This is a genomic window from Emticicia sp. 17c (genome assembly GCF_037153985.1).
Taxonomy (GTDB): Bacteria; Bacteroidota; Bacteroidia; order Cytophagales; family Spirosomataceae; genus Emticicia.
This window is the reverse complement of the sequence record NZ_JBBAYI010000017.1, coordinates 1-21,295: the sequence shown is the minus strand read 5'-3', so window position 1 is coordinate 21,295 and position 21,295 is coordinate 1. Positions and strand designations below refer to the sequence as shown.

The following is a 21,295-nucleotide window of genomic DNA, read 5'->3' as shown; positions in this document are numbered from 1 at the left end:
ATTTTCTGAAGACCCACTTTTGAATAAACAGGATCTTTGGCAAGAATTAAAATTATACAAGACAATATATGTTTTTTTGAGTTGGGGTTCGTAAAATTAAAGTATTATTCTCCATTAATGTAGGTAATACTATTCAGACAAACATTTTTTTGACCATCTTTTATGAAAAAAATTTACTCACTTACGCTGTTTTTTATTTTATTTTTACCAGCTTCCAGCATTCAATCTTCAGTTATTGAATTCTTTCAAGCAAAGAGAGAATCAGCGTATGAAAAAGGCCTAAATAGAGTTTCTGACCCAATACCTGTAAGTGATACTACGCTTACAAATAATACCCCATTAGTTTCGTATACGAATAGTACTCCTCAGAGAGGTATAAATGAAACTATTGGGAAAGACCTAGAACAAAACTCAGAAGAGCTTGAAGAAAGAGCAAATTTAGGAACTATTGAGCCTTTACCTTTTCGCAAACCTCTCCCATATATAAAAACGGTTTATGATGAACTGGATTTTTACAAATACGATTCAGTTACGCATACATTTATTCCCAATCCTGCAAAATCAATAGAATTAGCACGCAAAGCTCAGGCTTTTGGTTTTGATCCTGTGCGTTTCAGAATACAAGCCGATAAAGATTCTATTGTATTAGGAGAGGATATAGAAATTACTATTACTGCTGAATATCTTGATGTATCTCCACAGCTTATCTTCACGTTTGAAGGCTCAAATGAATATACTCTAAAAATGCTTATGCCGAAAGGCTTCATCGTGACAGGTGGAACTTATTATGATTTCATTCAAGGCAAAGTGAGCAAAGATAAACCGAAACAAGAATTTACTATAAAAGGAAAATTTGAATATTACACGAAAGATACACTTTTTACTTTATTAAGAAGTCATAAAGATGCGGGACTTAATGATTATTTTATAAAAAAGGCGTATTTTAGTTTTAATAATATAAAAGCAAATGTTAAGAATGATCTTCGAAATAGAAATAGTAAAATTGCTAATTTGGGTCATTTTACATTTAGTAATGTTCGCTATAGAGAATGCGTAGGAAGTGAGGATACATTTGTTTTTACTGCGACTATTAAAAGTAATCTTAGCTTTAATTTAACAAATGTTACTTTTGGATTAAGTAAACCTCCTATATGTGACTTTATTAGTGGTGGTACAACTATTATTGAAAGTTTAAATGCGGGAGAAAGTAAAGATATAAGTATTACTATTGCAGGAGATAAATTTGAGTATATCAGCGATACAATTTATTTTGATTTCCAATATATTAATACACAAACTGGTATATTAACATGTGATGATTCTTATGGTAATTTTCCAATAGATGTATTGAAAACAAATGGTCCGACAATTAATACTACTAACAATACTTTTACATTAAGTGCTGATTTTGCTTCTAATACAATTTCAAATTTTTCCTGGACAGGTCCCAATAATTTCTCAGGTATACAAAAAACTGTTACTTTACCCTATACAAGTCCTGCAACTGGTACTTACTATGTTTCTTACAATCAAGGAACTTGCGAGGCAAATTCAAAAATTGTTGTTCCTGCTCTTCCTTGTGCTACTCCTCCTACGCCAAGTATAAGTCAAAGCTCTCCTGTAATCATTGCTAATAACAATACAACCCTCTCAGTGACAGCCGGTAGTACATGTCCTAATGGTGGGGCCTTCAAATGGTATAATAGCGATAATGTTTATCAGGATAAATCAGGTACTTCTAGTAATTTTTCAGAAGGTACTTATAAGGTTAGATGTGAGGTTGATGGTTGTACGCCCAGCAATTTTTCAAGTGAAGTAAAAATTATTAAAAACGATGCACCTACTTTAACTACAACGGCTAACGTTATATGCGCATCAGAAACTGTTATACTCGCAGCAGAGGGATGTCATGCTGATGCGACTGTAAGATTTGAGAAATTTAATGGATCGGTATGGGAAGAATATTTCTCAGCTACACAGACTTCACAGCGTTCGACTACAACAACTACTACCGGTAGTTACCAGGCTTTATGTAAACTCAATAATATTTATTCGAACCCATCAAATACAGTAATAATTAATCCCCCCTCGCAAGTAAATCCACCAACAGTTTCTATAAATGGGGTAACTGGTACCAGTATTAATATTTGTGGAAAAAATGCCACGGCTATTCTAAAAGCTTCTGATTGTAGTGGTACCGTTATATGGAGTAATAATGCTACAGGTGAAGCAATTACTGTCTCAGCCAAAAGTGGAACATATTCGGCTATCTGCGAGCAAACGTGTGGGGCAACAAAGATAAGAAGCCTTTCTTCAACAACTTTAACGGTCAATCATCAATTGGTTTGTGACTGTCTTTCTATTCTTATTACTACTAATGCCATAAACGATGAAATACCTGAAAGGAGTACTTTAGAATTAAGTGTTCCTGAAATTGAAGGTGCTACTTACCTATGGAGTGGGCCGAATATCCCAGCAACGGCAGTAATAAATCAAGCAAAACTTATTATTCCTAATGTGTCTTTTACTAATTCCGGACGCTATTGTGTAAAATTAAGCTGTAATCCGAATCCTGTCTGTAAAACCATTACAGTAACGGATGTCGATGAGTGTGCCAATTCGTTTTTCCACTTCGCTTACAGTTTAAGCCCTAGTGGTCAGGTAGGGGTAGGAGATAGATTAGGCTTTGTAGCCGATGGAGGAGATAAGTATGAGTGGACAGGCCCAAATGGTTTCTACAGTACGCAGCAGTTTCCTTTTATTGCCCAAGCTTCTTTAGCTAATAACGGATATTATACTGTAAAAATAAGTAAACTGATTGAAGGAACTTGGTGTGATAAATATGTAAATGTACAAGTAAGTATAGCTAATTGTAGTTTTGATGCAGGACCTGTTTTTGTTGAAGGCACTAATGATTTTGAGCTAAAACTATGGGCTAATAAATCTTTAGAAGGTGCTACAATTGAATGGTTTAAAGGATCTACTCTGGTCAGTAATTCAGGTAATTTTACTAAGCCTAAAAATGACCCCAATAACAGAGGAACTTATACTTTAAAAATCAATCTCCGTGGTTGTATTGTTGAAAAAACCATTGATGTAGATTTTATAGCTACATCAGTTTTCGATGGGCACTTGGATAATACTAATTGTGACGAAATCACCGGTTGGATTCTTGATGAGCCAAACAAGTATAAAAAATTATCTTATACAATAAAAGTAAAGATAGATACTGATGAATATTCCTTCCCTGTAAACTCAGACGGTGGCGGTGGACGTATACAATTCAGTTTCCCTACCCCTAAAAAGTTTAAAAATGGTATTAGCCATACAGTAGTAGTTTATTACCCTGGTGGTTATACGCCTATAAGAAACACCACACTTCGTTCATTCAAATGCTGTACTATAGAATTTGCGAAAGTAGAAGTGCTTCCTTGTACAACACCAGCAACAACCACAAGTATTAAATTAGAAGTAACAAATAATCTGCAAGGTGGTTTACAATATTATCTTGAAAAACAAGAAAGAGATGAAGATGGCAATATAGTATATAAACCTACGGGCATCTGGCAAATTCCTACAGTTAGCCCTAATTCTTATACTTTTACAAATGTAACATCTGGACCTTATCGCGTAACAGCCCGAGAAGGTAGCAATGGCTGTGAGATTAAAAGTGGGGTTTCTGTTTTCTGTGTAGATACTCCGTGGTGTAATAATACCAATGTAGTTATATTCCCATCGGGAGAAATAAAAGAGGGAATAGGTATTATACCTAAATTGTATGCAAACGTACAGCCTGAGCAAAATCCTGATAATCCTGATCGAGGAGGCTTATATTTAGACGGCACCGCAAGTATATCCTTTACCAACTATAATTATATATATAAGAATCTTACACTTGAAGCCTGGGTAAACCCGAGTGCTGGGTCGAGTATTAGTGTAGGAGACGCAAGTGATGCAAGCCGTCAGCAATATTTATTCAGAGGATGGAACGGAGGGATAGCCAATAGGGCTGCAGCTCAGGTATCAGTAGGGTCAAATGGTATTAACTTAATAGAAGAAGGAGATAGCTACCGTCGTTTAGCACTATCATATGAAGGACTCATCAAGGGCTGGAATCATATTGCGGTAGTATATAAGAATAATTTACCTACCCTATTAATCAATGGTCAGGTAGTAGCATCCTCTACGGTAGCTCCTCCATTAAATATTGAGATAGTAGGACCAAACAGTGTAGGTACCGATAAAGGCAAAGGTTTTGTTGGTTCTGTTTATGGTTTCCGCGTCTGGGCTGCTGCCTTAGAAAATACGGTAGTCAATCAGCATAAGACAAATTTTGATCCCACACTGGCAGCATATCCCAACGTAGGCTTCTGGATATTTGATAAACTACCTACAGGAAATTATGTAGAAGACTTATCAAGCGGGAAGCGACAAGCCAAACTCGAAGGGCACGCTATGGTATTGGTTCCACCAGTTCCGGTGCAATCTCCTAATGCACCAGTCATTACGTGGTGGTTAGCCGGAATAAAAGTGGCTACGGGCAATACTTATACGGTACCTGCCAATAAGGTAAAAGCAGGAACCCTCAATTATGTAGTAAGATACCAGAAAACAGATGGTACCTATTGTGACACTGCCGTACCTGTTGTAATAGCTCCTGCCAATTATGGTAGCTTATCAGGTTGCTATATTATTAAATCAACAGAAGGTGACCCAAAACCTATTGCTCCTTACTATAACCCTACTACCTCGGCGTATACGATTAAAAAGGGTTATGCAGCACAGGGTTCTGAAAAAGAAATCTGGCGCTTTGAGCACTTGGGCAGTGAAATTTACAGAATCAATTCTGCTTTCTTTAATGATATGGCGCTGGAGGGATTAACCAATGAAGTTACCCTTAAAAATAAACGGATTAGCGAAGTTGCACAACAATGGAAGGCCAACGTAGTGAATGCCTCGGCTCTTACTTTTAGTCTGGTACCCCAGAATAATCCTACCAAACGCCTGCATTATGATGCAACTGATAATAGTACAGTAACTTTAAGTACTTCTAACGGAACCTCAGAAAACTTTATACTACAACCTACGGCCTGCCCATTACCTGCAGGAGAATGTAGTACAAATAATAAAATTACCTATGAACGCTGGTTAGAGCCTACCCTGCAAAGCATGCCAAGCACACAATGGGCTAACCTGAATGTGGCGCAATATATTGCTGAAAATACTAACCCTTATACAGTACAGGTAGGTTTGCAAAAGGTTTCGCTTAAAAACAGCACCGCTAATACTTTTCTTGGCAGGCCAGACGCACCTACATGGCAGGATAGCCGCTATGTTAATCGTTTGAGTGGTTATATCTGTCCGCCTAAAAATGGAGATTACACTTTCTATATTAAAACAGATGAGTGGGCTGAACTCTGGATAAGTACAGACGAAGATCCGGCTCATAAAAGACTGATTGCAAGGTGTGTTGGATATGCAGATAACTTTATCAATCGTCCATGGGAACAACGCTCTCTGGGTGTTACACTTACTAAAGGACGCTCTTATTATTTTGAGGTTATTCTGAAAGATGAAATCAATTCATTAGATGCAGAAGTAGCCTGGCAGGTACCGGATGAATATGTGGCTGAGAACCTGTTGGAACCAATGCCGCTGACTCATATTTCTTCTATCCCGCGAAGTATCACACCAAGTGTGTTAACGGTAAGTGCCAGTAGTTTAAAAGTAGCTGCAACTGAGAATGTAACACTTACGGCTTCAGGATGTAATTACGGACGTGTCATCTGGAAAGCTGGTTTAGAAGTAGTGCAAAACCCTAATGCCAGTATGCCAACCCTTACACGCCAAGGCCCGGGTATCTATCAGGCCATGTGTGTAGGAGATTATACTGTAAATCAGGACTGGGTAATGGTAAAAGTAGACCTGAATGGCACTATCACTCCTATTGTAACCGGAGGTACTGCCACATGCCCGGGTACGTCTGTAACTTTAACAGCTTCAAATGCACCTCCTAATTCAGGTGGGACAGTCTGGAGCTATCAGTGGTTTACAATTACTAACGCACAAGCATGGAGAGAAAACCATAGCTCAATGCCGAATATATTTGACGATATGCCAACTATATTCAATAAAACCACTTTACCAACCCTAACTGTGCCGGGCCCGGGTACTTACTATGTACGTATTGTTAGCAATAATGGCTACGTGTCTCCAATAAAAGAGTATACAGTATTACCTGCTATACCAGCTACCGTAAAAGCTACTAATGATAGCCCTACGCCAGTAGCTAACCCATTAGTATTAACGGCAACAGATATAGCGGCAGCAACCTATGCCTGGACAGGTCCTAATAGTTATACAGCCAATACCCGCACAGCAACCCGCACCAGTTTTGATGCAAATATGGCAGGTATTTATACAGTAACTATTACAACCGCAGCCAGTGCAGGCGGATGTAGTGTAACTGCCACTACCGAAGTAATTGCGGCTAATTGTGACATCTACATAAAAGCCACCAACCCTACAAATAATCAGGAAGTTTACAGCCTGCCTCGTAAAGTGGGCGGAGGATTCGACCCCCTTACGTTGAAAATTGAAAACCTAGATGGCACAACCGCCAATTTTAGCCCATACAATATCCAATGGATGCTGAATGGTAACCCGATGGAGGGAGCACCCAATGCCGCTACTTTAAGTACTGACAAGATAGGAGAATATGTAGCCATTTTAAGCCTAAAAATGAGGCCCGAGAATACCTGCGAAGCCAAAGTAAATATAAACGCTATTCCATGTAAAGTATATGACGGTGTACCCACTTGTGGTACTGCTCCAAGCAATATTGAAGTACCCTCTACAACGGCGGCGGGAATTAATCTTTCAATTGGAGATAAATTTACTGTTGGGGATTATACAGTTGTAGTGACAGAAATAACGAGTGGTGGTGCCGGAGGTTGGAATGGTAAAGGCTACATTGAATTTAGATTGATTGGTGATATAGCCATTAATAAGGTGGCTGTATTATTACAAAATGCTGTAATTAATGAATGTTATCAGTTAGCGGGAGGAAAAATAGAGACGCAGTATGATCCTACGTGGGGGAATATTTTAGATGAAGACGGCGCATTTAATTTTCTGGCAGAGTTAAAAAATACTTATATTGAAATAATAGATTTATTGACGGATTATGATTGCTCGGCAAATAAAAAATCTGATATATTATCTAAAATAAATAAGATAATTTACTCGAAAACTGGAATAAATTCTCTTCAGGAGCTTAATGCTTCAGAAAAGACTTCACTTACAAGTAAAATAGATGAAATCAATACTGAAACTACCTGCTATATCAACGATTGTAATAATGGACAGAACTTAAGGCAAAATAATTCTGGAGCCACATGTTCTATTGAAACGATAAAAAACAAACTAGACAGTTTTTTAGATTTTGTTTATATTAACTCTGCAAGTCCTGAGGGTAAGGAAACCAAAAATAATACAAGTTTATGTTATGATAGCAGCTTACCATCTTTTGCTTCAATTACAGGTGTTTCAGATATTGGAATTGCCAATTTAAATGAATGCCAACTCTTAAATAAAAGCTTAGTTTTTTCCAATCAAATTTCGGGTGAATCTTGTGCAAACGGCCTTATATATAGAGGCACTTGGACCGTGGAGCCTAATGATTATGAATACTGGACTCTTACTACTCCCTCAGAAACATATTATATTACAAGGCACCAGAATTTATCTTGTTTAGTTTATAATGTAGCCAAGAAGAGCGTTTGGGCTGATAGTTGTAAACTAGGGAAAGAGCCTTGCCCAAACCTTTGGACTCGCACTAATATTCCTTTCGGAACAACCACCGGAGATAAAATTGCAGATGCCATTGGGTATAGTTTTGTCTCAATTATAAATTCTGGGGTGCTTCTGGAATTAGGCGCTCTTGCAGCAGCAGAGGCAGGGGGTACTGCTTTTGGAGCAACACCAGTTGGTGAGTATCTTATTGCCAATTATGAATTATTAGCACTGAGTTTTGCTGAAACTGCAGCCTTTTGTTACGATTGTACGGAAGAAGAATTTGCTGCGAAATTCATTACTGTACTTGGTACTAATTTAATTAGTGGTTATATAATTTCGGAGGCTTTAATTCCTGCATTAAAAATTTCTGCAAAAGCCTTTTTTAGATGGTCTTTACGTCAAAAAACTCTTTTAAAGGGGTTTGCTAAATTAAACGAAGTCTTTGAAAAAGGAAGAAATATTTGGGATGATGCATGGGGTAAAATTAAAACTAAATTTAAGTATGCAAAAAACGCAGGAGACTGGTTAAAAATAAAAAGTAACATTTTAGATAGGCTTGCTGGTAAAAGAGATTGGGTTTTATCGTATACTGATGAAGAAATAGAAAAAATTGTTTTGCGGGGTAAAAGTCAGAATATCCCAATAGAAGAAATTGAAGACATTATATTCAATGGTTGCCGTCCAGATAAAACTTTCGATTGGAGTGATTTAGTTTCTCAAATTGACTTTTGGAAAATAGTCAAACAGAGGGGATATCCTAATTTATTTCAAAACTTAAATGAATATAATGATTTTGGAACTGTATTAAAAAATCTTGCAACAGACTGGAATCTTCCTCCTAATTCAATATATACTCAAGGAAGTTCTTTGCGAGTAAGTAATATTGATGCAATTGGAGATTTAGATATTGCTATAATAGTTGACGCAGCTACCTTCGAAAGTTTAGTTGCTAGGTTTAAAGTAGCTACAACAGCTAAACAGGCAGCTATAGAGGCTGACAAAATTAAAGGAATTATTAGAGGAGTGAACATGCATAATTCTGGAACTACCAGAACATTTACAGGTAACTTTTATGATAATTTTAGAACCTTTTTTAATTTGGAGTATTCAACAAAATTCCCTAATAAAGGATTTCAAATCTCAATTATTAAAAAAGGTTCATCAATAGATATTTCACCATTTTTAAAATTCTAATGTATGAAAGAATATTATAGTTCTTATCCACTTATTCAATCTAATAAAATTACAAAAGAAAAATTTGATTTATCAAATAATGGATACGTTTTAATTGCTAATAATACTTCCTTTAATGGGAAAATTGTAGAAAAAATTTCAAATGGAAGTATTGAGTTGGTTATTTTTATATCTAACTACGCAGAGAAAGATTTAATTAAAAAATTGTTGACAGAAGAATATAGTAATATTAATTATGAAATAGAAATAATAGTAAATAATAAATGTTCTCTGATTTTTAAAGAGATGTTTAGTGACATGGATATTCTAATTGTGCGCAGGTTTAATTCGAATGGAGTTATTATTTCTGAAACTTCATTTCAGGATGGGGAATTATTACAATATGATGAAATAATATATAATCTTAATAATGAACTTGTTGAAACTAGAACTTTTGTTGGGAAAAACGCATGGATAATTGAAAAACAAAGTTATGTTGAGTAATATTTAATAATTAAATAAAGGCTTAAAGCTTCATAAATTTATATGAAATTCTTTAAAAGTAAAAATATACAAAAACTATCCATACTAATCACCACCCTAGGCATAATATGGGCTGTACTGATGAATTGATTAAGAAACACAGCATTGTAAAATTCAAATAAGATAGACAATAGCATCATAGTAATGCTATTCCACCGCATGAAGCGGAATCAAGTTCATTGACATACTGAAAATCCTGTTTAAAAGCAGATTTGTGTATTTATGATAAACACGCAAATCTGCCTGTTATCGGCATGGTTTGTATCATGCACAAGAATTGAAAACCTAGATGGCACAACCGCCAATTTTAGCCCATACAATATCCAATGGATGCTGAATGGTAACCCGATGGAGGGAGCACCCAATGCCGCTACTTTAAGTACTGACAAGATAGGAGAATATGTAGCCATTTTAAGCCTAAAAATGAGGCCCGAGAATACCTGCGAAGCCAAAGTAAATATAAACGCCATTCCTTGTAAAGTATATGATGGTGTACCTACCTGCGGTACAGCCCCAAGCAATATTGAAGTACCCTCTACAACGGCGGCGGGAATAAATCTTTCAATTGGAGATAAATTTACTGTTGGGGACTATACAGTTGTGGTGACAGAAATAACGAGTGGTGGTGCCGGAGGTTGGAATGGTAAAGGCTACATTGAATTCAAATTAATTAATAATATAACTATCAACAAGGTCGCTGTATTATTAGAAAATGCAGTGATAAATGAGTGTTATCAGTTGGCTGGAGGAAAAATAGTTACCCAATATGATACTAATTGGGGGAATATTTTAGATGCGGATGAAATAATAGATGATGCTTTATCTATATATAAAAAAGTATCAAATAATTTAACCGATTTATTTTCAGTTTTTTCTGGTACGTGTGATGAGGTTTTGAAAATTGAATCTGAAGTGAAAAAACTTGAAAGTGCACTACAACTGGATCCAACCCAAGACGCCAGTAATAATGAAGTTACTAATGCAATTGCTGATCTTAAAGCATCAATTATATCTTTGAAAACTTGCGCTAATTGTGGTTCTTCAAGTATACTTAATAACAATCAGATAAATAGTATGCGAACTGGCGCATTAAGTCAGGATTGTAATACGATTTTTAAATCTTGTGAGCAAAAAAAGGAAGTTTTTGATCAAAAAACTATACTGGATAAAGTATATGAACAAACTTACTATTGTAAATTGGTAAAGAAAGCTTCGGAAACACCATGTGCTAAAGATAATCAAACTAATTGTTATGTAGGTGGTGAGGTAAGAATAGCATTGACATTTTTTCAACAACCCAATTATGTGATTTGTAGAGATAATCTAAAACCTAATCAGTGGATAGTTTGGAGAGGAGATGGCTCTTCATGGAATCCTTGGCGTTATGATGAAGATGAAATTTCTTTTTATTCGGCCGCTGTAAATAATGTTCGAAATCGATTACATACAGAGTATCCTTCAATTGCTGCTAGAAATGCTTGGTATAGATGGGCTGATAAAATTGCAAGACCAAAAGATAATTATTGGTTTGCAGCCGCTGCAGATGTTACAAGTTGGAGAGCGGTTGGTGCTGCAGATAATGTAAATGCTTGGTATGTTTATGATGAAGATGAATTTATTATGAGGGGAATTAATAAAAGACTTTTGGAGCAGAATTTTAAAAATTTTGGTGATTATCTCATAACTCCAGGTGCGAAAATTAAAGATGTTAATGGAAATCCTGTAAATCTTACAGGGCCAGCACTAGAAGCCAAAATGGTAGAAATAGAGCAACAAGAAGTAGAAAACTATATAGCTCAAACTAAATATGATTTTCAACAAAGATTTGGAAATGTAAAAACATATTGTGCTAATGGCTTACCAACTATTACACCTTGGGAATGTTCAATATATAGTATTAATCGAACTAGCGAGGGTGACTGTACTACGTGCTATCTTGATTGGGGAATATCTTTTATGTACGGGAAATGGAATGGTGATGCCTTTTCTAAAGCTATGAGTGACTTCAAAAATGGAGTAAGGCAACAAACCACAACATTTGACTTTACTCCAACAGGGCCTTATGATTTTTTAAGTTTAAATCACCGGATATATATTGGACAAAGAATGGCAAAATATATTAGATTGGGCTTCCCATGATAATTGCATTGCTTTACTTTATTAAAGCAAAATAGTTTATAATTTATTAAAATTGATTTTCAATGATAAATTTTAAAGAAGTACTAAAGTACAATTTGTTTTTTTTGGCACTTTGTGCTCTTGGAATGAGTACTTATATTATTGGACCTATTTTAGCTCTTATTTCTTTATTGCCAGTTTTGATAATAGCGAACATAGTACTAGTAAAGAGGATATATGGTAGAGAAAAAGCATTTTTTACAGGAATTATATATAATCTTTCTATACTAATTACCTTATGGCTTTTTGTCTTATTAGGTAAAGCTTATGAATATATAAAGGACGACCCTTTAAAGAATCTTTTTCCTACAGAAGCAGTCCAATGGTTTGCAGGTTATATTGGGTGGTTAGAGGGATTTTATGTCATCATTTTTCTTGTATATCATCTAAAAAAAAGGAAAAAGGAATAGATTTTAAGGAGATTTTATCTAACAGGGAAGTAGGTTTATTTATCATATGAAGCGAATTTATACTATAACTTATAATACATTTCTCTGTATGATAGGCATGCATTTAAATACTAAGAAGAAGAGTAAAGTGCTAAATGACGATTTAAAAGTATAAATAATGACTAAAAAACTATCCATAATCCTCATCACCCTCACCATACTATGGGGCTGTGCAGATGAATTGCTTCCCTCTCCTACTGGCAATCAGCTAAAAGGAGTGATTAAAGCTTTTGTCCTAAAAACAGCATCATCTACTACCAAAACCATTTGGGAGTATGATGTTAAAACAAAAATTGTAACAGGCTTTAAAACCTATAATGTCGCCGATAATGCCTTGCTCAATAGTGAGGTCTATGTAAGAGATACTACTGGTAAAGTACTTTCTGCAAAAGTAGTATTTGCAGATACCAAGCAAAATTATGACCGTACCTACGAGTACAATAATCTGGGCAGATTAGCCAAAGTAACCGAAACATTGGCCTCAGGCGAGCAATACATAGAAAAATATACTTATGGTGCTGAGGGCAAACTAACAGAGTACCTACGCCAGTTAATCAAAGGCAATAGCGTGGCTACCCAAAGATATGTAGGCTATAAATGGAAAAGTGGCAATATAGAAACTATGACAGAAAGCACCATTAAAAATGGATACGAAGAGCAGGATTTTCAGTATGGTGTGCAGGCTAACCTGTTAGCCAAATTGTATCAGACAGAGCTAAAACTGCCACGGATGAATCCGGAAGAAATTACAGACAAATACCCTACAAATAGTGAAAAATTATTTGCCGGCATTAAATATACCTATAGTTATGAAACAAATACAGAAGGTAAACTGACTAAACAAATCATTAACCAGATAAAAGAGGGGCAAACCAGCCTTGAAAGCGAATTAACTATTGAATATTATTAATAAACACACCTTATAGTATAGCGCGTAGCACTATGAAAAAAATTTTACTAGTAGTACATTTATTGCTGTGGCTTTGTATTCCGACTCAGGCAAAACGAGGCGACGAAGACAAACCTAAAGACGGGAAGCCCAACGCTGTGATTCAGCCACTACCTGTGGCTGGCAATGATGCTTTTGAAGGGAAAGCTGTCAGTTTTCATGTGCAACAAGACCTCAATATTGCGCTGGAAAGATACAAAGAGCAACAAAAGGGAAATGTAATAACCTATGTTGATAAGATGGATAACATTCCGGCCTTTGTTTCAGAAATGGCCGAGGATGACCGTGGCACGGCAAGTAAACTAATGTCGTTCCTTGACCAAAACCCCGACAGGGTAAAAGAAGACATCGGCTTTGAAGATCTGACCATCTTACCCGTAGGTATCAAAAAACGCTTAGGTGACCAGTCGTTTGTAACGATGGGGATTCTACGTGCTGAATTCAAGGCACAATATGCCGAACTAACAGTATTTGTACGTCTGCAGACCAAAATCAATAGTAAATCTTCCAGCATTAAGCAAAGAGATTTATTTTTTGGCATAGAAAAATTACGTTTTACAAAACAGGGAGGTTTAAGTGCATCCTCATTCAAAGCCGTTCTGCTCGGCGATTACCTGCTACCTTTTGAAAAATGGACTGTAAAACTCAAAGGTGGTTTAGATAAAACCGAAACCCCTTCTGACAATGACCCTAACCGTTGTTATGTGGAGTTCGATTGCGGTAGTTTTAAAGGAGCTAATATCGTAGCCGATGTGGTTGTACCCAGAAGTGTTTTATTGCCTTGTACCAACGAAGGAGAAATAATAAAAGATGAAGCGGTACGTGTAACAGCCACAGGTTTACGGATTTATACGACGAATGGGCTTAGAGACCTTCTTTTTGAAGCCGGAAGTATTACCCCATTTGCTTTACCTAATCAAGATGAATATGCTTTTTCGGTTACTAGTCTGGTTGTCGATTTAAGTGATACAAAGAAATCAAGTAGCGTTGTTTTTCCGGCAGGATATTCGGGAATAGATACTGATGAAAAATGGCAAGGATTTTTTATTGGCAGTTTCAGTATTATACTACCCCATGAATTTCAGGATAAGGAAAATGAAGGCAATAGGGTAAAAATACAGAGTTTGCAGCTGCAGGGTCAGAATATTATCTGTGACCGTACTGGCTTCAGTGGAACTTTGTCTGTCTCGGGAATAAATAAAAAAGTTAATGCCTCTAGCTGGACACTGAGCCTTACCTCTTTCAATATCCAATTTATCCAGAATGAATTTATAAGCGGAAGTTTCACAGGGAAAATCGAAACGCCTGTTCACAAAGAGAACGAAGCAGATAACAAACTCTTTGAATATACAGCTTTAATTGACTTACGGGTCATAGATGGGATAAAACGAAGCAATTATACAATAACAGTTACCACAGAGAAAGAAATTCCGATGCAACTTTGGTGGGCAAAAGGTAAAATCGCCCCGGGTTCACAAGTTATTTTAAGTCTTCAGCAGATAAGTCCTAAAAAATATAAATTTAAGCCCTTTGCTCGCCTAAGTGGAGTCATGAGTATTGGGGCTAAAAAGGATGGGGACTCTGTAGGTGATTATAAGGAAGATGAAACGATAAATTTTGGGCGTATTCAGTTTTATAACCTGACTATTCAGACCGAAACCCCATATGTGAGTATTGAACGATTTGCTTATGATGCCGGAGAAAATAACCTTCTTGGTAACTTTCCGGTATCTATTACCAGATTCCAGAAATATGAAGGGCAGATTGCAGGTAATAATGCCCCTGACAATGAATTATGGACAGAGATTGGATTTAAAATAAACCTACTAAAAGATGCTACCACAGGTGAATCAAGATTTACCGGAGCTTCTAACTGGGTTCTTCGTTCAAGATACGACCAACTATCAGGGAAGTTGAAACCTGTAGGAATTACTGTCAGACGCATTGAAATAAAGGGAAGTATCACACCGGTATCAATAGATGGGTTTCTGGATATCTATGAAGATAATGCCAGAAAAGAAATCAAGGGAAGTTTGGCTGTTGTAGTAACTAAGCCTAAGCCTTTTGAGGTGCAATTAAATGTGCTCTTTGCAAGAGATAAGTCTGCTGGCTATAAATATGGGTTCATAGATGGTTTTGTAGAGGGAATTGAGGTTGACTTATTTCCAGGGGTGCAGCTTTATGGGGCAGGTATTGGTGTATACTGGCACATGAAACCTAGTCCTTATGGCAGCTCTGGTTCTTCTGGTGATGGATGTACTACTATTGGCGCTAGCCAGATTCTGACTTATTGCCCTAATCCTGAAATCCCTATTGGTATACGTATGATGGCCTCTATCCAGAACACAGGAGGGTCAGCAGGCTCAGGTACCGCCGCAAAGACTATCTACAAAGCACGAGTCTATCTGGATTTTGCATTAAGTACCACTTTTGGTATCAACCATATTGCTATTTATGGAAATGGGGTCATTGCTGGGAATTTTCTTAATGAAAGTTCAAGCGGTACGAAGGCGAGTTATAATTCTATGATGAGTCTGACCCAGAATGGAAGCAATATAAAAGAAGGAGAGTCGGATCAAGCAACCAGTGCTAAAAAGGCTAAACTTGCAAATATAGCGATGGGTTCTATATCCTCCTTTGGAGCTCCTCCTTCAGGTACTGGTGTTATTACCTTTTCAGCCGGTTTCATGCTTGATATTCCATCTTCTACATTTCATGCGGAGTTAGAGGTTTATATGAAGGCGGGTAATTTATCCGGTATTGGGCCTGGTGGCCGCATGGGGAAAGCTGTTTTGCATTTTGCTCCTGCGGGCAACTGGTATGTACATATAGGACAAGCAGCGAAACAAAACAGAGTAGGCATTAAATATGAACAAGGGAGCAATCCATACATATATGCCGGTCTAGATGCCTATTTTATGATTGGTGAAGGCGTGCCGCAATTCCCTGCGCCTGACAAAGAGGTGATTGACTTTTTCCCGGCACTAAAAAATAGATTTAATGGCCCGGTATGTACAGATTTAAGCGCAGGAAAAGCTTTAGCTTTCGGTGCCAGTGCCAAGTTTAGTGTAAAAGGTAATGTCAGTATCTTGTATTATGAGGCATTAGCCATAGCAGGTCTGGATGTTTTATTATCTAACAATTCTCCTTGTGTAACCGGCAGCCAGGATGCTGACAAAACCTGGATGGGACAAGGACAATTATATGCGTTGGTGAAATTAAAGGCAGATGTAAAAACAAGATGGTTAAGCTTTACGCTGTTAGATGCAGGCATGGGATTATATGTATATCTACAAGGACCTAAACCATTTGGGTTTACAGGGCAGGTGTGTGTTTCTGTGCCACGATGGTTTAGCAAAAGTAGGCAATCTTGTATCACGCTCAATGTAGGAAGTATTTGTTCTTCTGCAGGAGGGGTTTGTGGTAGTAATAACTAAAATCATTTGTATTAATTAAAAGACATGTCTAAAAGGATAAAAAATATTTTAGCTATCGGAGCGTTGTGCTTGTCTATTTTTAGCGTGGGATTTGGACGAATTTCAGGTTTTTCTAAATTCATACGTCAGGCCATATCAACAGAGACGCCTGCAGACACATGTATTAATCCCATTAATTTGAATCGAACAAACACGGTTCAGGGAGGGCAGATTATTATTGATGAAGCTTGTGATGAAATTACTCTTGATGATGGTTTTGAAACCCTAGATGGCGCAGATTATGAGGCCAGAATTGGGAATGGTTATAGTAATAGTGGCCCATTGGTAAAATATAAAACCAATGTAACTGCCAACGCCCAAATTGAGGTATTAATCAGACCACAATCTAATAGAATCCTGATTCGTTGGATACCGGAAAATCCAGAGCATTGGAAATACACAATTGGAACGGGCTACACGCTTGAAAGACAAGAATTAATTAATGGTAGTTGGGTACAAAGTAATACAATTACCTTTGGAGGAGTTGTTGAGAATGACTATGCTCAATGGCAACCATTCTTTTCAGACAGCACCTATGCACTTATTTATTATGGTATTACAGACCAGAAACGGGCTCCAACAGCCTCAACAGAAGAAACATTTTATAGATACTTTGGTGTGAGCTATGCTTTTAATAACAATTTTAGTGCAGCTGTTATGGCCAAGCACGGGTATATCGATAATAATGTAGTAGCAGGCAGAAAATACCGATATAAAGTATCATCTACTTTACCGGTTTCACCAAATACAATTTCTAGTGGTGAATATATTGAGGTGGAAACTGACGCTACCGGAGAATTACCTAAGGTAAATATTAATCTGGCAATAAGCAAAACTACTTCTTACCAAAAGGTAACAGTAGATTGGATTGGAAAATCGCTGATTGGTTATTATAGTGGCTATAATATAGAACGCTCAACAGATGGTACCAATTTCACTAAAATAAATCAGCGACCATTAGTATATATGCCTGGTTCTTCAATTGATACTCTTGGGAGCGTAGCTTCAGCAAATGATAGAATTTATTATATTGACTCCCTGCCAAATAAAACACAGAAATATTATTATCGGGTAGTTGGGAAATCTTATTTTAATGAAACGCAGAATTTTGATGTAAAAAGTATCCAGCTAAGAAAAGAGTATCCTTGGGCTCCAGCGATAGATTCAATCAGATTCAGCAAAGCCACTCAGCAATACACAGTTTACTGGAAATTCCCTCAGGAAGATAATATTTCTGCAATGGATACAGTGTTAAAGACAAACCCTTATACTTTGAAAGTTTCAAAGAAAGATACTTCTGATTATGTAGTGCTCAAAACAAATATTGCTGCAGGTTCCCGGAGTATCTCTTTTACCAGAGCTGAATTAAGAAATGCCATTGATACTACTACAAGTTATTATTACAGGTTAAGTGCTCTTACTAAAGATGACGTAGAGTTGAAGTCTATTCCATCAATGATTATTCCTCCTGATAAAACACCTCCGGCCAAACCAACAGGACTTACAGTAACCGTAGCAGCGAATGATACCACCCATAGAAAACAGGTACTTACTATTACATGGAATGCTAACTCAGAGCCGGATTTAATGGGATATACACTTCAACGACGTATAGGGGAGACGGATACCTTATACATTGTGGCTGATACAAGAAATATGAAGAAGGTTGGAGGAGTCTTGCAGAAGAATACTACCAGAACAGCTACCGATACCTTGTCTTTGAATCTGGATTTATCAAAAGTCTATTATATTCTTAAAGTGTATGATGATAATTACAATGGGTCAGATACTAGCATGGTGGCCTATGTTATTCCTGACACCAAGCGTCCGGTTCTACCTACTTTAATTAAGACTAAGTATGAAAGTATCGGTGGGAATAAAATAAGACTTTCTTTAATACCAAGCCCTGAGACAGGGGTTATTCATAAAATAATGAGGCAGGAAGAAGGAACTACTATCTGGACACTTATTAAACAATATACAAAAACGCAACGCGATACACTTTATATAGATAATACCGTAACTCTGGGAAAATCTTATTTCTATACGTATAATGCTTATGATGACGCAGGCAATATGTCTTGTTATAAAGACCCGGACTCAAAAAACCTAAGTATTCCGGCTGCTGATTGTTATCAATTTCTAAAGGCTACAGTCGGAAATCCAACAACAACGCCTTCCCCTATGGCTATTAATACATTCGTTATCAGTAAAGACACAGCTAATAAACAAATATCATTAAGCTGGACACTGACTGCAGGAAATCCGCCAATCAGGGAGTTTGAAATTTATAAAGCTGTATATAATACTTCAACACCGACAGAGCTAAAGAAAGAGTCGCTTTGGGAGGTGGTAGACGATGCTGAATTATCAATTATAGACCCTGAGCCACAAAATGCGTATACCCACAAATATTTTATCAGAGCAATTTTTGCAGATGGAAAAATATCTGCATGGAAAGACGTTTTAATAATTTATTAGATAGTTGTAGTGTAATTAAAAATCTGATTTAAGCCACCATTTGGGCTTGTTTCTGAACTGTCTGCCTTCATTTGGCAATCAAAAGGGCATTAGCAGTATAAACTCCAAAGAAGAGCTAAACCTGTTCGCTGTCGAGGCTTCTGGCTTTGTTTTTTGCCAACAGGTTGTGTTCTTTTTCTATCCCCCCTTCCAGTCTTGTAGATATTTCTTCATTGAATGAAGCCTTGATTTGCTTGGTGGCTTTATCATCCTTACCAACCCCTGTCTGGATAAAATTAGTTCTTATGTCATTTTGTGAAGCATATCTGCGATTCTCATTAGTAGAATAGATTTTATCAGCAGCAATATGAGTATATGAACCAAAAGTGCTTTTACGTTTGTTTATATTGAATTTAAGACATTTACATTCACTGAAAACTTCATAGCTGCCGTACTCAATTATGCTGATACCTCCTATTTGCAACTTATGTACTTTTTACCAAAATACACAGGTTTATTCTCCTTTCCTCTGATAATAGGCATGATACAAGGCTTGTGTAAACTTACTATCCTATAAGGTATATAACTTGTGGCTGAACGTATTTCTGTTTTTGTTGTTGATAAACTGTCTTGATAATTTTAAATGTTTCGGTATCTTTATCTATTAAACGTTTATCTCAAATCATTTGATTATTCTGTAAATGCACTCCACAGAACATCTGCATAACCCAGTCAGTGTTTAACCACTCCAAAATAACTCTGAGCAGTTAAAATAGAGGAGAAACCAACACTCGTCATCAAATAACGCACCATACTTTTGTATTTTATTGTTGGTTATATTCTCAAAAGTATGATGCTTTATAATTTCTATAGTGCATTGTTAATTTAATGGCTTGCCAATGATTAAAAACCTTCTTTGAGAAACTAGTAGTTCTTCTGTTTAATCTTTTGCAACTGTTTCGTAATGAAGTGTTTACACCCTCAATTGCCCTAGTAAATTGTTTTCCAATTAGATGCCTCTCATACGGCAATACTTGTTTAAAGGCGTCCCATTTATCCGACTACGCGTCGCGGTACAAAATCAATCAATTTCAATACCGTCAAGTCGTTTAAAAAGGTCTTTTACCTGTTTTTTACTATGTTTACCAGCAGTAACCGCTATGATTTCATCTGTTTCAGCAGCATAAGCATAGATTATCCATACCTTCTTCTTTTTCTTCCCTACGAAGCTATGGAGCTCATCAATCTGAACTTTTGATAATGCTTTTTGCTTGGTTTTAGCATAACAGATGTCCCTGTTTTCAACATAGTTCTGATAACACATCCTTTGCTAACACCTAAAGTTTTTGCAACATCTGTAATTCCATTACCATGTAATAACAACCTGATAATCTGACGTTTAATAAAAACATTTGCTCCCCAATAAAGGTACTCAGCCTGAAATTGCTTGTTACAATCTTTACACTTATAGTTTTGAGCTTTATTCTTTTTTATACCATTCTTTACCCATAAAGGAATTATACTTTTGCAGAGAAACAATGGGGGCAATCTAACTTTACTATTATTTGAGACATAATCGCAAAGTTCGCTCCCTTGTTTTATTTATTCAACTCATCATACTTTTAGAACTACTATCTTCTTAGCTATCTTGATTCAATTTTTCTATTTTGATATAAATTCCAAGGAGAAAACAAAGTATTTCTTCTTTAAAAGAATCGGTAATTACTATGAAAATATAATAATTCTAAGAAATATAAAGTAGGTTTAACTGTAGCGAATCTATTGAACCTTCACAGATTAATAAATGTTTTATGGCGAAATCTTAACTATTTCCTTAGCTATTTCCATGAGTAACTCATAAATTCTACTGAGGTGTATCCTATTGTTTAGACAGTAAATACAACTTTTATAGTTGTAAACTTTTCTTTTTGCGTTCTTTTTCTTTCATGAATAATCGCGGAAAAGAGGAGAACTCAAGCAGCTTAATGATATACTTTGTCAGGCTTTTGAGAATTTAAGCTCTGATGAAATTTTCTTTGATTGTAGAAACCAAAGAATTCTTTTAAACTTTGTTTTAAATATAAACTGTTTTGATATGACTTTAAATAAATGTATTCGTTTTTGATTGTTCTCCATAATCTTTCTACAAACACGTTATCAATTGCTCTATGTTTACCATCTAAACCACTAGTTGGCTTTGTTGTAAGTACCAATGCTTACCCCTCTATATCTGAGATACTTATAAAGGGTCATTTTTGAAACACCTATTT

The 21,295-nt window shown here is 36.4% G+C and carries 11 protein-coding genes and 1 pseudogene; 7 read left to right on the top strand and 5 right to left on the bottom strand.

The genetic code is table 11. The features are described 5' to 3' along the window. Nucleotides 1-162: 162 nt before the first annotated feature. From WAA15_RS22780 to WAA15_RS22750, 7 genes are all read left to right on the top strand, one after another. A complete protein-coding gene (locus WAA15_RS22780) occupies nt 163-8,991 on the top strand; it encodes a LamG-like jellyroll fold domain-containing protein (RefSeq protein WP_337045157.1) in 8,829 nt (2,942 codons plus the stop codon). A gap of 3 nt (nt 8,992-8,994) precedes the next feature. Continuing rightward, on the top strand, nt 8,995-9,474 hold the full coding sequence (locus WAA15_RS22775) for a hypothetical protein (RefSeq protein ID WP_337045156.1): 480 nt from the start codon (nt 8,995-8,997) through the stop codon (nt 9,472-9,474). A 261-nt stretch (nt 9,475-9,735) separates the two neighbouring features. Continuing rightward, nucleotides 9,736-11,652, top strand: coding sequence for a hypothetical protein (locus tag WAA15_RS22770; protein ID WP_337045155.1), 1,917 nt, complete (start codon nt 9,736-9,738; stop codon nt 11,650-11,652). A gap of 62 nt (nt 11,653-11,714) precedes the next feature. Beyond that, nucleotides 11,715-12,101 carry a hypothetical protein gene (locus tag WAA15_RS22765; protein ID WP_337045154.1) on the top strand — a complete coding sequence of 129 codons (387 nt, stop codon included), beginning with the start codon at nt 11,715-11,717 and terminating at the stop codon, nt 12,099-12,101. 157 nt (nt 12,102-12,258) lie between these two features. Then, complete coding sequence (locus WAA15_RS22760) at nt 12,259-13,050, top strand: hypothetical protein (RefSeq protein WP_337045153.1); 792 nt, start codon at nt 12,259-12,261, stop codon at nt 13,048-13,050. Between the two features lie 32 nt (nt 13,051-13,082). After that, nucleotides 13,083-16,526 (top strand): hypothetical protein, encoded by a 3,444-nt coding sequence (locus WAA15_RS22755; protein WP_337045152.1) that lies wholly within the window; start codon nt 13,083-13,085, stop codon nt 16,524-16,526. Between the two features lie 177 nt (nt 16,527-16,703). Then, on the top strand, nt 16,704-19,046 hold the full coding sequence (locus tag WAA15_RS22750) for a fibronectin type III domain-containing protein (RefSeq protein WP_337045151.1): 2,343 nt from the start codon (nt 16,704-16,706) through the stop codon (nt 19,044-19,046). A gap of 115 nt (nt 19,047-19,161) precedes the next feature. On the opposite strand, the gene WAA15_RS22745 is transcribed toward WAA15_RS22750, so the two are convergent. The 5 genes and pseudogenes from WAA15_RS22745 to WAA15_RS24610 form a co-directional block, all read right to left on the bottom strand. Continuing rightward, complete coding sequence (locus tag WAA15_RS22745) at nt 19,162-19,509, bottom strand: hypothetical protein (protein ID WP_337045150.1); 348 nt, start codon at nt 19,507-19,509, stop codon at nt 19,162-19,164. Nucleotides 19,510-19,867: 358 nt separating this feature from the next. Beyond that, a pseudogene (locus WAA15_RS24620) lies at nt 19,868-20,074 on the bottom strand (IS1 family transposase); the annotation flags it as partial. Nucleotides 20,075-20,106: 32 nt separating this feature from the next. Beyond that, the gene (locus WAA15_RS22740; protein WP_337045149.1) at nt 20,107-20,349 is read right to left on the bottom strand and encodes an IS1 family transposase; all 243 of its coding nucleotides are present in this window, start codon (nt 20,347-20,349) and stop codon (nt 20,107-20,109) included. Continuing rightward, nucleotides 20,247-20,564, bottom strand: a complete 318-nt coding sequence (locus tag WAA15_RS24615) for a transposase-like zinc-binding domain-containing protein (RefSeq protein ID WP_442892826.1) — start codon at nt 20,562-20,564, stop codon at nt 20,247-20,249. Before WAA15_RS24615 ends, WAA15_RS22740 begins: the two co-directional genes overlap by 103 nt. Before the next feature lie 443 nt (nt 20,565-21,007). Continuing rightward, nucleotides 21,008-21,238 carry an integrase core domain-containing protein gene (locus WAA15_RS24610; RefSeq protein WP_442892825.1) on the bottom strand — a complete coding sequence of 77 codons (231 nt, stop codon included), beginning with the start codon at nt 21,236-21,238 and terminating at the stop codon, nt 21,008-21,010. Between the last annotated feature and the right edge of the window lie 57 nt (nt 21,239-21,295).

Coding starts and splice junctions, on each gene's coding strand:
- WAA15_RS22765 (WP_337045154.1), top strand. CDS start 11,715: ATGATAAATTTTAAAGAAGTACTAAAGTACAATTTGTTTTTTTTGGCA.
- WAA15_RS22780 (WP_337045157.1), top strand. CDS start 163: ATGAAAAAAATTTACTCACTTACGCTGTTTTTTATTTTATTTTTACCA.
- WAA15_RS22775 (WP_337045156.1), top strand. CDS start 8,995: ATGAAAGAATATTATAGTTCTTATCCACTTATTCAATCTAATAAAATT.
- WAA15_RS22755 (WP_337045152.1), top strand. CDS start 13,083: ATGAAAAAAATTTTACTAGTAGTACATTTATTGCTGTGGCTTTGTATT.
- WAA15_RS22740 (WP_337045149.1), bottom strand. CDS start 20,349: ATGTGTTATCAGAACTATGTTGAAAACAGGGACATCTGTTATGCTAAA.
- WAA15_RS22770 (WP_337045155.1), top strand. CDS start 9,736: ATGATAAACACGCAAATCTGCCTGTTATCGGCATGGTTTGTATCATGC.
- WAA15_RS22760 (WP_337045153.1), top strand. CDS start 12,259: ATGACTAAAAAACTATCCATAATCCTCATCACCCTCACCATACTATGG.